12 protein-coding genes are annotated in these 13,883 nt (G+C 33.2%); all 12 read right to left on the bottom strand.

Going from position 1 to position 13,883, the window contains the following annotated elements; translation table 11 throughout:
* Positions 1-115: 115 nt before the first annotated feature.
* Entirely contained in the window at positions 116-661 is a 546-nt protein-coding gene (gene cotE / locus COE53_RS16825) for an outer spore coat protein CotE (protein ID WP_069034483.1), read from the bottom strand.
* A gap of 271 nt (positions 662-932) precedes the next feature.
* The gene (locus tag COE53_RS16830; protein WP_098948441.1) at positions 933-1,379 is read right to left on the bottom strand and encodes a YlbF/YmcA family competence regulator; all 447 of its coding nucleotides are present in this window, start codon (positions 1,377-1,379) and stop codon (positions 933-935) included.
* Positions 1,379-2,908 carry a tRNA (N6-isopentenyl adenosine(37)-C2)-methylthiotransferase MiaB gene (gene miaB / locus COE53_RS16835; RefSeq protein ID WP_069034485.1) on the bottom strand — a complete coding sequence of 510 codons (1,530 nt, stop codon included), beginning with the start codon at positions 2,906-2,908 and terminating at the stop codon, positions 1,379-1,381. The genes COE53_RS16830 and miaB overlap by 1 nt, the downstream gene beginning before the upstream one ends.
* A 315-nt stretch (positions 2,909-3,223) precedes the next feature.
* Positions 3,224-4,174: a phospho-N-acetylmuramoyl-pentapeptide-transferase gene (gene mraY / locus COE53_RS16840; protein ID WP_069034486.1), complete on the bottom strand. Its 951-nt coding sequence runs from the start codon at positions 4,172-4,174 to the stop codon at positions 3,224-3,226.
* 334 nt (positions 4,175-4,508) lie between these two features.
* Positions 4,509-5,054, bottom strand: coding sequence for a GNAT family N-acetyltransferase (locus tag COE53_RS16845; RefSeq protein WP_098948442.1), 546 nt, complete (start codon positions 5,052-5,054; stop codon positions 4,509-4,511).
* A 124-nt stretch (positions 5,055-5,178) separates the two neighbouring features.
* Complete coding sequence (locus COE53_RS16850; RefSeq protein ID WP_069034489.1) at positions 5,179-6,045, bottom strand: 2-oxoacid:ferredoxin oxidoreductase subunit beta; 867 nt, start codon at positions 6,043-6,045, stop codon at positions 5,179-5,181.
* Positions 6,032-7,789 (bottom strand): 2-oxoacid:acceptor oxidoreductase subunit alpha, encoded by a 1,758-nt coding sequence (locus COE53_RS16855; protein ID WP_069034490.1) that lies wholly within the window; start codon positions 7,787-7,789, stop codon positions 6,032-6,034. The genes COE53_RS16850 and COE53_RS16855 overlap by 14 nt, the downstream gene beginning before the upstream one ends.
* A 229-nt stretch (positions 7,790-8,018) precedes the next feature.
* Complete coding sequence (locus tag COE53_RS16860; RefSeq protein ID WP_069034491.1) at positions 8,019-8,945, bottom strand: dipeptidase; 927 nt, start codon at positions 8,943-8,945, stop codon at positions 8,019-8,021.
* Positions 8,946-9,183: 238 nt separating this feature from the next.
* Positions 9,184-9,444 (bottom strand): stage V sporulation protein SpoVS, encoded by a 261-nt coding sequence (gene spoVS / locus COE53_RS16865; RefSeq protein WP_044893696.1) that lies wholly within the window; start codon positions 9,442-9,444, stop codon positions 9,184-9,186.
* Positions 9,445-9,570: 126 nt separating this feature from the next.
* Positions 9,571-10,362 carry a TIGR00282 family metallophosphoesterase gene (locus tag COE53_RS16870; RefSeq protein ID WP_098948443.1) on the bottom strand — a complete coding sequence of 264 codons (792 nt, stop codon included), beginning with the start codon at positions 10,360-10,362 and terminating at the stop codon, positions 9,571-9,573.
* A 213-nt stretch (positions 10,363-10,575) separates the two neighbouring features.
* Positions 10,576-12,147 carry a ribonuclease Y gene (rny, locus tag COE53_RS16875; protein ID WP_069034493.1) on the bottom strand — a complete coding sequence of 524 codons (1,572 nt, stop codon included), beginning with the start codon at positions 12,145-12,147 and terminating at the stop codon, positions 10,576-10,578.
* A gap of 629 nt (positions 12,148-12,776) precedes the next feature.
* Positions 12,777-13,820 (bottom strand): recombinase RecA, encoded by a 1,044-nt coding sequence (gene recA / locus COE53_RS16880; protein WP_025568776.1) that lies wholly within the window; start codon positions 13,818-13,820, stop codon positions 12,777-12,779.
* Between the last annotated feature and the right edge of the window lie 63 nt (positions 13,821-13,883).

The raw sequence follows: 13,883 nt of genomic DNA on the forward strand, positions 1-13,883 counted from the left end.
TGCAAAAAGGCTTAGAAAGTTCGAAAGTTAAGAAAAAGAAAACTTTCGATTGATTGTAAAGTTGAAATTATTTATAAAATAAAAAAGCTAGGAAGTATCACCTTCCTAGCCTAACTTACTCTTCTTCGCCTTCTAAAACAAAATCTGGATCTAAATCTTCAAACTCATCATCTACATCAAAGAACTCGTCATCGTCGTGTACACCATGCGGTGCAACAAGTACGACAATTTTCGTTTCACCTACAACTTCAACTAATACTTCTTTCTCTACTGTTACAATAAATCGATTTCCATTTGGAGAAATAATTGCATCTAAACAATTTGGATGTTTTAATGATCTAGCAATCACTTCACAATCTTCGCCAGTAAAGTTTTCATCTCTGTGTCTTAACTTTACTACTTCAGTATACTTAACAGACTCAGGAACAACTTCTGTTTTCGTATTGTCACCATAGGAGTACCAAATATTAATATCATATTTACCAGATACTTCTACTCCATCCTTACATTTTTTTGCATCATATACATGGTTAATAACCCAGCAGCCTAAAATACTTGATGGAGTATGATTTGGTGTGATTGTATGTGTGACTTTGTTATATTTCTTGCCTCTTCCTACGACTGCCTTCGTTATAATCTCTCTATGTTCGCGTTCAGACATAGGTGTGACCCTCCTCGTTCCATTTTCATTTCATTCTATGCGTGACATATGCGGAATGTGTTAATGACATGAAAATTCTTTTATACAAGTTAAAAAAACATGTGATGATAAATTGTATGACGACAGCCTAATAAAGTTGACTCTAAATTGAAGAATTTAAAAAATAAACATAAAAATTATGATATTAAGGCTATTTAGTAATTACTTTATTAGCTTTATATAAAAAAAAGACTCAAGCAGCAAAATTATTTGCTTCCTTGAGTCTTTTTTATTAATGGCTGCAGCTATCTGTTTTGCAAGCATCCGGCCCATGTTCTACTTTTGAACCTGTCTCACCACTTAATAAGTTACCGCCTGTTGACTTAATGATTTCGTCTGTCACACCATTTGAGATCGTGTGAGCGATTAATTGAAGTAAGTCATTAACTTCTATTTGAGAAGATTGAAATTCTTGTACAACTGGAATTGTTTCTAGTTTTTCGTTTAATTCATCAAGCTCTTGTTCAACTTTTTTAAGTGCTTCTTTCTTACCCCAGTGCTCTAAATTAACTGCTTGTTTTTGTAATGACTTAATTTCTTCAATATAAGCTCTTACAGTTTCACTCTCGTTAATTTGCGCTTCAGCACGTTTAAAAAAGTCTACTTCTTCTGTTTCAGAAATCATTACTGCTAATTCTTTTGCACGTTCAACGATATCCGTTTTTGTATATTTTCCCATTATAGCACCTCTACTGTTTCTTCTACTAATTCTCCATCTAATGACCATGTTTTAGCTTTTGTAACTTTTACTTTTACAATTTGACCAACGATTGATTTAGGACCTCTAAAGTTTACAAGTTTATTATAAGGAGTATACCCAGCAAGTACATCAGGGTTCTTCTTACTTTCTCCTTCAACTAATACATCAAGTATTTGACCTTCAAAACGTTTATTGAATTCAGCAGATTTTTCATTTACAAGATTGTTAAGTCGTTGTAATCTTTCCTTTTTCACACTTTCTGGTACATTATCTACCATTTTTGCAGCTGGTGTACCTTCACGTGGTGAATAAATGAAAGTAAATGCTAAATCAAAACCAACTTCTTCATATAATGTCATCGTTTCTTCGAATTGCTCATCCGTTTCATTTGGAAATCCAACAATGATATCTGTTGTAAATGAAATTTGTGGCATTGCTGTTTTTAATTTTCTTACAAGTTCTAAATATTGTTCACGATCATATTTACGTGACATTAGTTTTAGAACTTCAGAGCTACCAGATTGAACTGGTAAGTGAATATGTGGCATTAAGTTGCCACCTTTTGCTAATACTTCTATTAAATGATCATCAAAATCACGTGGATGACTTGTTGTAAAACGAACACGCGGGATACCAATTTTACGGATTTCATCCATTAAATGACCTAATCCATATTTACCATCATCTAAGTCTTTACCATAAGCATTAACATTTTGACCTAATAAAGTAACTTCTTTATAGCCCAGTCTAGCTAATTCACGTACTTCATTGATGATATCCTCTGGCTGACGACTACGTTCTTTACCACGTGTGTAAGGAACAATACAGTACGTACAGAATTTATCACAGCCATACATAATATTAACCCATGCTTTAATTTCTCCACGACGTACTTTTGGAAGGTTCTCAATTACATCCCCTTCTTTTGACCATACTTCAATCACCATTTCTTTACTAAACATCGCTTCTTGAATAATAAATGGTAATCTATGAATATTATGTGTACCAAATACCATATCTATAAATGAATGTTTTTGTAAGATTCGATTAACAACTGCTTCTTCTTGAGACATACAACCACAAATACCGATTAATAGATCTGGTCTTTGAAGTTTTAACGGTTTTAAGTGACCAATTTCACCAAACACTTTATTTTCAGCATTTTCTCGAATAGCACATGTATTTAATAGAATAATATCAGCATCTTCAACTGATGTAGCTACTTCATAACCCATCGTCGTTAAAATACCTGCCATAACTTCTGTGTCATGTTCATTCATTTGGCAGCCATATGTACGGATTAAGAATTTTTTACCTACACCTGAATTTCTCATTTCTTCAGGAATTTCGAAACCACGATCATACGTAACTTCTTCTTTACCTCGACGCTTTGCATCAGCTAAAGATGGAGCTTGGTAAACTTTTTCAAAATATTTACTATAATCTTTATCATTTTTATCTTTTGAATTATTTATATTAGTGCCTTGAAGGCGTTGTTGTTCATTCATGAAACAATCTCCTTTCTTCTCGAGCGTCCACACATTACTTAAGTATATAACGTTATTCTACAATATACAATGTGCGTTAGGCAAAAAAGAAAGCTGATAATACTAGTATATTTGAATAATTTTATCCATTATTATAAAAACAATTCTATAAAAGAATAAAGCGCTTTAATGATTGATTGAAGAATGTTGATTCAGGTTATATGGTCCTCACTTTTAGAACCGTAACTCGAGCCCTCTCTAAACCTAAAAAACACCTTTTTCAACATAAAAAGAGAATCCATCAAAGGATCCTCTTAAATTCATTGAGTTCATAATTTACATAAAAAAATAAAAATATAAGTAGCTTAAGAAACAACCTGTCCAAGAAACAATCGTAAAATTCATGACAATGACATTTTCTGACCAACCATATTTAATTCCATAATGAAAATGTATAGGTGCCATTAGAAATAATCTTTTTCTTGTTCTTTTAAAGTAGAAAACTTGAAAAATAACGGAAAACTGTTCAGCTAAATAAATAAAAAACAACATTGGAATCAAGATCTCTACTTTTTCAATTATCGCTAAAAATGATAACGAACCACCGATTGCCATTGAACCTGTGTCTCCCATAAAAGCCTTAGCTGGATATAAGTTATAAATTAAAAAACCAGCTAAACTAGCGATCATTATGAGACTAAAAATTTTCACTTCAATATGATCTGAAATCAGAAAAAAGAAAAAGAAGGTAGGGATTGATACCATACCAAGCAGTCCGTCCATCCCGTCAGTAAAGTTAATAGCATTAGCTGATCCTACAATAAATAAAGTGATTAAGGCCAAATAAACCCATAATGGTAAAAAGATACTTATCGAATCGGTAATCCGAAAGGTTGTGTCTACTTCAAAAAAATTAATTAAAACAATAAGTAAAAAAATAGTAAATGAAAATTGAAAAACTAGTTTTGTTTTAGCTGATATTCCTCCTGGATCCTGTTTTGATGCTTTCCAAAAGTCATCAAGAAAACCAACAACACTGAATAAAATAAAAGTTCCAACTAAAAAAAGCATAAGTGGACTTGAATAATTAACGAAAGCTACTAAAATACCTATCAAAAATATACTTCCCAGCATTAAAGGAGTTCCTTTTTTATTATGGTGTTCAGCTGGTAATTCCGCTCTAATAGGTTGAGTCAACTTCAATCTTCTTAACGTAGCAATTAAAAAAGGTGAAAGAATACTTACCAAAATAAACGTAATTAAAGCAGGTACGAGTGAGGATAACAAAATTTTTCTCCTTTCTATTATTTCTAATTAAGAAATTCGATAATATCAAGCGATTTCCTTTATTTGCCTATTTTTTAATTTAAGAATTCAATTTAGTGTTACTTTGTTATTAGAAAATGGAGGGTCTCCAAAATTGGAAACCTCTATTTTTTAATATGGTATCCTTAGAGAATCTTTAAATGTTGATAAAACTGTAGATTTAAAAACAGAAGTGATAAATAATGACTAGGCTGCAAATAAGAGTTTTGGAATGCCAAATAAAGGGTTCTTCTGTAAAAACAAATGATGAAATTGGTAATTAAACAGTGGTTTGCAAATAAAACCTGAAAAATTGCTATTTTAATCTATCACTGACTTTAATTTTCCAAATCATATGATCAGATCCCTTATCCCAATAGTCCTTTAATAAATAATCAGGTTCGCCAAATTTCTTTTTCCAGATTTTTTGGGCATTACAATAGCCACTATCTAAACAAAATTCTTCTATCCCTTTATTGTGTAAAGTAACGAACATATTCTTTAATAATAAATTTCCTATTCCATTTTTTTGATAGTCTGGATGTACAAATACAGTACCGACCTCAGGTAGCCCTTTTAATTCATTGTTTGTACAATTTAAAATAAGATCACTAGCTAGACCATATTCAATCGAACCAATAATCTTTTCGTTATTTAACGCAATCAAAAAATATCGTTCTTCACCATTACTTTCAAAATCATTTTCTAGATAAATTCCTTTTGTTTTGATTTCTTCCTTCATACTTTCCACTTGATTGCTAATACCTTCTTTTGTAAAAGTATCTGTAATCACTATTTTAAAAAATTGATTTAATTCTTTAATGTCTTCTATTATTGGTCTTCTTATTTTTATATTCATCATCAAAACACTCCTAACTACAAATTACTTCAACATCAAATGGCAGTATCCTTCATAATAGATTGTCATGATTGTCCATATATAAAATAAAAAAAACTCCTCAAAAAATGAGGAGTTTTTCTTTTTATTACATGAATTCAGCAACTAATTTTTCGAATTGTGCTTTTTCTAATTGAAGTTCTGATTCAACTAATGGTTCTTCACTGTATCCAGAAATTAATTGTTGGTATGATTTTTGCTCTTTGTTTTGGTAGATAAGACCAGTTACTAAACCTTTATTTTGCATTAATGTTTGCATAGCCATTTCTTTGTTTGATGGATCATATCCTTCAACATCAGAAAGTTTAACAAGATTTTCTTTAAACCAGTCATATGTGTTTACTTTATTGTAAGTTACACATGGGCTGAATACGTTAATTAAAGAGAAACCTTTGTGGTTAATACCTTGCTCAATTAATGAAGTTAATTCTTTTAAATCACTTGAGAAACTTTGAGCTACGAATGTTCCACCAGCTGTTAATGCCATTTCCATTACTGAAAGTGCAGATTCAACAGAACCTTGTGGCGTACTCTTAGTTTTGAATCCTACATCACTACGAGGTGATGTTTGACCTTTTGTTAGACCATAGATTTGGTTGTCCATTACGATATACGTAATGTCGATGTTACGACGAATTGCATGGATTGTATGACCTAAACCGATAGCGAATCCATCACCGTCACCACCAGAAGCGATAACAGTTAGATCACGGTTAGCCATTTTTACACCTTGTGCAATTGGAAGTGAACGACCATGGATACCATGTAAACCGTAAGAGTTAATATATCCAGAAATACGACCAGAACATCCAATACCAGAAATTACTGCAAGGTTATCAGGTTCTAAACCAACATTTGCTGCTGCACGTTGAATAGATGCTTGTACAGAGAAGTCTCCACATCCTGGGCACCAGTTTGGTTTAATATTATTACGAAATTCTTTAAATGTTGCCATTTAGAACAACTCCTTCCTTGCAAGTATTGTAAATTTCTTTTGGTAAGAAAGGATTTCCATCATATTTTAGTAAGCTTGAAATCTTTTCTGCATGACCACAATTCATTTTGATAATGCTTGCTAATTGACCAGTAGCATTATTTTCAACTACGATTACACGCTTAGCTTTTTTAAGCTCAGGCATTAATTCGTTTGTTGGGAATGGGTGAATTAGACGGATATGAGCATGGTTAACTTTGATACCATCTTGCTCTAAACGAACCATTGCTTCTTCAATCGCACCACGAGTTGAGTTGAAACCAACTAGTAATACATCAGCATCTTCGTGTTTAGAGTTCACTAACACTGGGTTAGGGAATTTTAGGTTATTTAATTTACGCATACGTTTATCCATTTGTTGATTACGGTTAATTGGTGATTCTGATGGTTTACCCATTTCATCATGCTCAACACCAGTTACGTGGTGAATTCCACCTTTCATACCTGGTACTACACGAGGAGAAACGCCATCTTCAGTCACTTCATAACGTTTGAAGTACTCTTTGTTTTCAGATACAGGTAATTCTTGTTTGTAATCAAACTTACCACGGCGAATTTGTACTTTTTCAAATTGAAGTGGCTCAACAGTTTGTTTACCTAAAGAAAGTTGTAAGTCAGTAATTACGATTACAGGTACTTGGAATTCTTCAGCTACGTTAAACGCTTCCACCATATCGTAGAATCCTTCTTCTACTGTACTTGGAGCGATTACTACTTTCGGAATTTCACCGTGAGTTCCGTAGATCATAGCCATTAAGTCTGATTGCTCTTGTTTAGTTGGAAGACCAGTACTTGGACCACCACGTTGAGTATCAACGATTACTAAAGGAACCTCAGTCATACCAGAAAGACCGATTGCTTCCATCATTAATGAAAGACCAGGACCTGCAGATGATGTTAATGTACGAACACCAGCATAGTTAGCACCGATTGCCATTGTACATGCAGCAATTTCGTCTTCAGTTTGAATAACTGCTCCACCATACTGAGGTAATTTTTTGATTAAGTATTCCATAATTTCAGATGCTGGCGTAATTGGATACGCTGCCATAAAACGAGAACCACCTGCTAATGCACCCATTGCGATTGCATCGTTACCGATTAGGAACATACGTTTTTTACCATCAGCTTCTGATAATTGCATTTTATTTACATTCACGCCAAGCATTTCTCTCATTTCTTCTGCTCCACGTGCGATTGCTTCTATGTTTTTCTCAACAATTTGTTGACCTTTTTTACCAAAAATTTCATCTACAACTTCTCTGAACACTTCAATTGATAGACCTAAAATTGCACTTGAAGCTCCAACTGCAACCATGTTTTTCATTAATGAAGTACCTAGTTCAGTTGCTAATTCTGTAAATGGAATTGAATAAAGTGTTACGTCAGTTGAATCTGGAATTGTCGGATTAAATTTAGCATCAGCAATTACGATACCGCCTTTGCGTAATTCATAAAAGTTTACATCGATTGTTTCTTGGTCAAATGCTACTAAAATATCTAAGTCATCTGAAATTGCACGAACTTCAGTTGTACTTACACGAATTTTGTTATTAGTGTGACCACCTTTAATACGAGAAGAGAAATGACGATATCCGTATAAGTAGTAACCTAAACGGTTTAGCGCAATTGCAAAAATCTCACCTGTACTTTCGATACCTTCACCCTGTTGTCCTCCAACTTTCCACGAAAGTTGTTCAATCATTTCCTACACCCCTTTGAATGCCCTCATTCGTAATAAATTAAATTATAAATGGATAATTTTTTTGCATATCATTCATTTTTTATAAAAGAATGAAAGCGATTTAAAACATATCTTTTGATATGAGTTAATTCGCTTTCAATTCTAGACCTATTAATCAAAAAAATCAATGATTTTGAAAGAAATTATTCCTTTAATTTTTATATTTTTATTATTCTGAACAAGTAACGTGTTATTTGTAATGTATATATGATGAATAATTCTCATACATAAAGCCTTTAACCTGCTGTTCTGTATAGTGTTTAAGCAATTCATTTGTTAAATTTTGATAAAGACCTACGTGATGTAAATTTGTTGGATGAGTATCGATTCCATCAAAATCTGATCCCATCGCGATAAATTTTTCTCCACCTAGAGAGCACATATAATCGATATGTTTAAGAATATCTGAAATATTTGCGACACCTTCATCAACTAAAAAAGTAGGATAGAAATTAATTCCGACTATTGCTCCTCTATTAAACATAGCCTTTAGCTGTTCATCATTTAAATTTCTTGGATGTTTACAAATCGCTTTAGCATTTGAATGAGTCGCAGTTGGATATTTTGCTTGTTCAAATGCATCCCAAAACGCGGCTTCAGTACAATGAGAAAGATCACACCACATATTATGCTCATTTAAGTAATGAACTACACTTCTTCCAAAATTAGTTAACCCCCCATTTCTTTCCTCAAGAATTCCATCCGCAGCTTCATTTGCATAATTCCATACTAGACCGACACTACGTACCCCTAGACGATGTAATATCTTTAAGCGATTAATATCACCTAAAAGTGCATCACAGCCCTCTAGCGTCAAAATAGCACCCATTTCGTGACTTTTTAATCCAACTTCATCTTCTTTTGTTCGAATAACTTTTATATTATTATTTTCTGTTGCTACTTTTTCATAAAAAAGTGTTACACATTGAAGAGCTGCATCAAATTTGATTAGTTTATGTATACTTTCAGGAATATAAATCGCATAACATTGTATTTTACTATTCCCTTGTTTTAATCGATTAACTGAAACTTGTAAGGAATCATCATTTTCAAAATTGATCGAAGGCTTTTCTAGTAATTTCATCAATACATCACAATGAGCATCAAAAACTTTCATAAATTAACACCCTCCTATTTTTTTGACTATTAAAATTAGTGTATCATATTAATAAATCCAATAATAAAAGTAATAATTATACGCAAAAAAACTCGTCGACTAAACGAGCTTTCAAGTTGGAGCTAAAGTTTTGTCCACCTTTTAATTTCAAATTTGCGTAATCTGACTCGCTAACACTTACTCTTCCTTGAATTAAAAATAAAACAACCTGTCGCTTTAGGCTAACAGGTTGTTATTATTAACGAGGCTCTACGATTAATTTTATCGCTGTACGCTCTTCCCCATCGATTTGAATATCTGTAAATGCAGGGATACAAATAAGGTCTACACCACTTGGTGCAACGAATCCTCTTGCAATTGCAACTGCTTTTACAGCTTGGTTTAACGCGCCAGCACCAATTGCTTGAATTTCTGCTGAACCACGCTCTCTCAATACACCTGCAAGTGCTCCTGCTACAGAATTAGGGTTTGACTTTGCTGAAACTTTTAATATTTCCATTCCTGATCCTCCTTGTACTTACAAAGCTATTATTGTGTACAATAAAAACTATTCTCGATAACAAGAAGTTATTCCTGCAAATATTTAAAAGTTTTTTAAAAATTTTCACAATTCTTTTAATTAATATTATAGCTCTTGATGATCATCATTTATTTGTATTCTTTTTATTGATTTTGCTAGCCCAGTTTGTTTATCTAATTCGATAATTACACCACTTAACTGACCTCTACCTTCATCAACTTCGAATCTCACTGGTAAGTTCGTTAGGAATTTTTTTATAACAGCTTCTTTCGTAACACCTAGAATCCCATCATATGGACCTGTCATTCCAACATCTGTAATAAACGCTGTACCAGCAGGTAAAACTCGCTCATCAGCCGTTTGAACATGTGTATGTGTACCAACAACCGCTGTTACTCTTCCATCCAAATACCAGCCCATAGCAATTTTTTCACTTGTTGCTTCAGCATGAAAATCAACAAAAATGATGTTTGTTCGTTTTTTAGCGATTTTTATTAGCTCATCAGCTTTTTTAAAAGGACAATCAAGTGGTTGTAAAAATGTTCTACCTTGTAAATTTATAACGGCTATTTCAACATCATTAAAATTTAAAAATACTAATCCATTACCAGGTGTACCTTCAGGGAAATTAGCTGGTCTAACTAAGTATTTTGCTTGATCAATAAATTCAAAAATATCCTTTTTATCCCATGCATGGTTACCAAGTGTTACTGCTTGAGCACCTAATTCTAAAAATTCGCGGTAAATTTTTTCCGTTATTCCTTTACCATGTGCTGCATTTTCACCATTTATAATCGTTACTGAAGGATTATATTTCCTTTTTAAAGCTTGAATATTAGCCTTTACCATTGCCCTACCATTTGAACCAACTACATCGCCTATAAACATTATTCTCATTACGTTACATCCTTCCAACTTGCCACTGTTAATTCACAGCACTGATTTTACTTTTAGATTACCCAAAAATACGAAAAGCCCCATTACTAGCACAATCTGAATCTTCATCTATGCCATTCAACTAAGATTCATTTCAGATATGTATTAGTTGGAGCTATTTTTAAAAATACTTTATTTTGTTACAAAAAAGAAAATAAAGTGGCATAAACCACTTTATTTTGCATACTCGACAGCTCGAGTTTCACGAATAACCGTAACTTTTATATGACCTGGGTAATCCAGTTCATCTTCAATACGCTTTCTAATGTCTCTCGCTAATCTATGAGCTTGTAAATCATCAATTGTATCTGGTTTTACCATGATGCGTACTTCACGACCTGCTTGAATAGCGAATGATTTTTCTACACCTTCATATGATTCAGAAATCTCTTCAAGCTTTTCTAATCGACGGATATAGTTTTCTAATGTTTCGCTACGTGCTCCCGGTCTAGCAGCAGATAAAGCATCTGCAGCAGCTACAAGAACCGCAATAATTGAAGTTGGCGCAGCATCCCCGTGATGAGATGCAATACTATTGATAACTACTGGATGTTCTTTATATTTCGTTGCTAATTCAACACCGATTTCAACGTGACTTCCTTCTACCTCATGGTCAATTGCTTTACCAATATCGTGAAGTAAACCTGCACGTTTTGCAAGTTTTGTATCCTCACCAAGTTCAGCAGCCATAAGTCCAGCTAAGTTCGCTACTTCCATCGAATGCTTTAACACATTTTGACCATAACTAGTTCTAAATTTCAGACGACCTAATATTTTTATTAAGTCAGGGTGAATTCCATGAACACCAACTTCAAAAGTAGTTTGTTCACCGACTTCACGTATGTACTCATCTACTTCTCGTCTTGATTTTTCAACCATTTCTTCAATTCGTGCAGGATGGATTCGACCATCTTGTACTAATTTATCTAGTGCAATTCGCGCAGTTTCACGACGAATTGGATCAAAACCTGATAATATTACAGCTTCAGGCGTATCATCAATAATTAAATCTATACCAGTTAACGTTTCTAAAGTACGTATATTTCGTCCTTCACGGCCAATAATACGACCTTTCATTTCATCATTTGGAAGATTTACAACTGAAACAGTTGTTTCAGCAACATGGTCTGCAGCACATCGCTGGATTGCTAATGATAAAATATCTTTTGCTTTCTTATCTGCTTCTTCTTTTGCTCGAGCTTCTGTTTCTTTTACTAGTATTGCTGTTTCATGGGATAATTCATTTTCGACTTTAGTAAGTATTAATTGTCTTGCTTCTTCACGATTTAAGCTAGAAATTCTCTCTAACTCTTCTTGTTGAGCAGCAATTAATGCTTCTATCTTGCTTTCCATTTCTTCTATCTGCTGTTGTTTTAAAACAAGAGATTCCTCTTTTCTTTCAAGAACAGACTCACGTTTTGAAAGTCCATCATCTTTACGATCTAAGTTCTCTTCTTTTTGCATTAAACGATTTTCTGACTTTTGTAGTTCACTACGACGGTCTCGAATTTCGTTCTCTGCATCTGTACGAATTTTGAAAATTTCGTCCTTTGCTTCCAATAAAGCTTCTTTTTTAATTGTTTCTGAATCACGTTTTGCATCTTCAATAATTTGATTTGCATGATTAGTTGCGCCATTTATTTTAGCTTCTGCAATGGACTTACGGACAAAAAATCCGACAGCATAACCGACTCCGAATGTGGCAAGCAATGCGAAGATGATCAAAATTATAGTATTTGCACCCATGATTTCACCTCCTCTTGCTATTTAGTTAGTTTCATTTTTGTCGGCTGTTATATTGTATAAATAATTGCATCAACATACAGCACACTTCAATTCAATTTTTCACAAAATAGTAATATTTTTTTAGAATATACACTTAAATATTAAATCTCTTACCAAATGATGTCAAGCCTTGTAACTCGCTTACTTACTTGATTTATCAATATTTATTACATTTTTACTAGATTTCATACATGAGAATCTAAATTTTATTCATTAATTTTTTTTTAAGATCTGATTAGTAAGTTATTTGATCGAATTTTTCTTTTATAAATTACTACTCATAAATATAAAAAAAATATAGATATTGTCTGTTTTTTGATAAGCCCCGATCATAAAAGTATGCCTTATTCTAATACAAGACACCTACTTACCATGAATGACTTTATTTGCCTCTTCATGGTCATTCTAATAAGGTCTCACTTTGCATTTCTTATAGGGATGGTGAATCCTTCTATTGGAATCAATTCTTTCAAATTGATGAAATTATTTTCTGTATTTCAAAAAAATCAAAGTCATGAAATTATAAATAAAAAAATGCAGGCACTTTTAATAAGCGCCCGCATTTTTTATTGCTCTAAACTAACTTATGATTACTCATTTAATAAAGAGAATTGTTCTTCGTCATCTGTTTCTGTTACAGTAACAGGGTTATCTAAACCATGGTGAAGACGGATCGATTGTTTAATCGTATCACGAATTTCTTTATTTTCTTTTAAGAATTGCTTAGCATTCTCACGGCCTTGTCCAAGACGCTCTTCATTGTAAGAATACCATGCTCCACTCTTAAGAACGATATCTAAATCGGCTCCAATATCAAGAATTTCACCTTCTTTAGAAATACCTTCTCCATACATAATGTCTACTTCTGCTTGTCTAAATGGTGGTGCTACTTTATTTTTAACTACTTTAATCTTTGTTTTGTTACCCACAATATCATTACCTTGTTTTAATTGTTCAGCACGACGTACTTCTAAACGAATTGTAGAATAGAATTTTAACGCACGTCCACCTGGAGTCGTCTCAGGATTACCAAACATAACTCCAACTTTTTCACGAATTTGGTTAATGAAGAATGCGATCGTTTTTGACTTGTTAATTGCACCTGAAAGTTTACGTAATGCTTGCGACATTAATCGTGCTTGTAGACCTACGTGAGCATCACCCATCTCACCTTCAATTTCAGCTTTTGGAACTAATGCAGCTACTGAATCAATTACGATAATATCAATTGCACCACTTCGAACTAATGCTTCAGCGATTTCAAGTGCTTGTTCACCTGTATCTGGTTGAGATAATAATAACTCATCAATGTTTACACCTAATTTTTGAGCATAAACCGGATCTAATGCATGCTCAGCATCTATAAACGCCGCTTGTCCTCCATTTGCTTGAACTTCAGCGATTGCATGTAATGCTACAGTTGTTTTACCTGAACTTTCAGGACCATATACTTCGATAATACGTCCTCTTGGATATCCACCTACACCTAATGCTACATCTAGTGCTAACGATCCACTAGAAATAGTTGAAATTTGGCGTTCTGTTTGTTCTCCAAGTTTCATAATTGAACCTTTACCGAATTGTTTTTCTATTTGTTTTAAAGCCATTTCTAATGCAGCTTGACGATCACTCATTTAGATTCCTCCTTCAGGATTCATTTATCTCTTAACTATATAATAACTGTTTTTTGTTCGTTT

This window comes from Bacillus sp. AFS029533 (assembly GCF_002585125.1).
GTDB lineage: Bacteria > Bacillota > Bacilli > Bacillales > Bacillaceae_G > Gottfriedia > Gottfriedia luciferensis_B.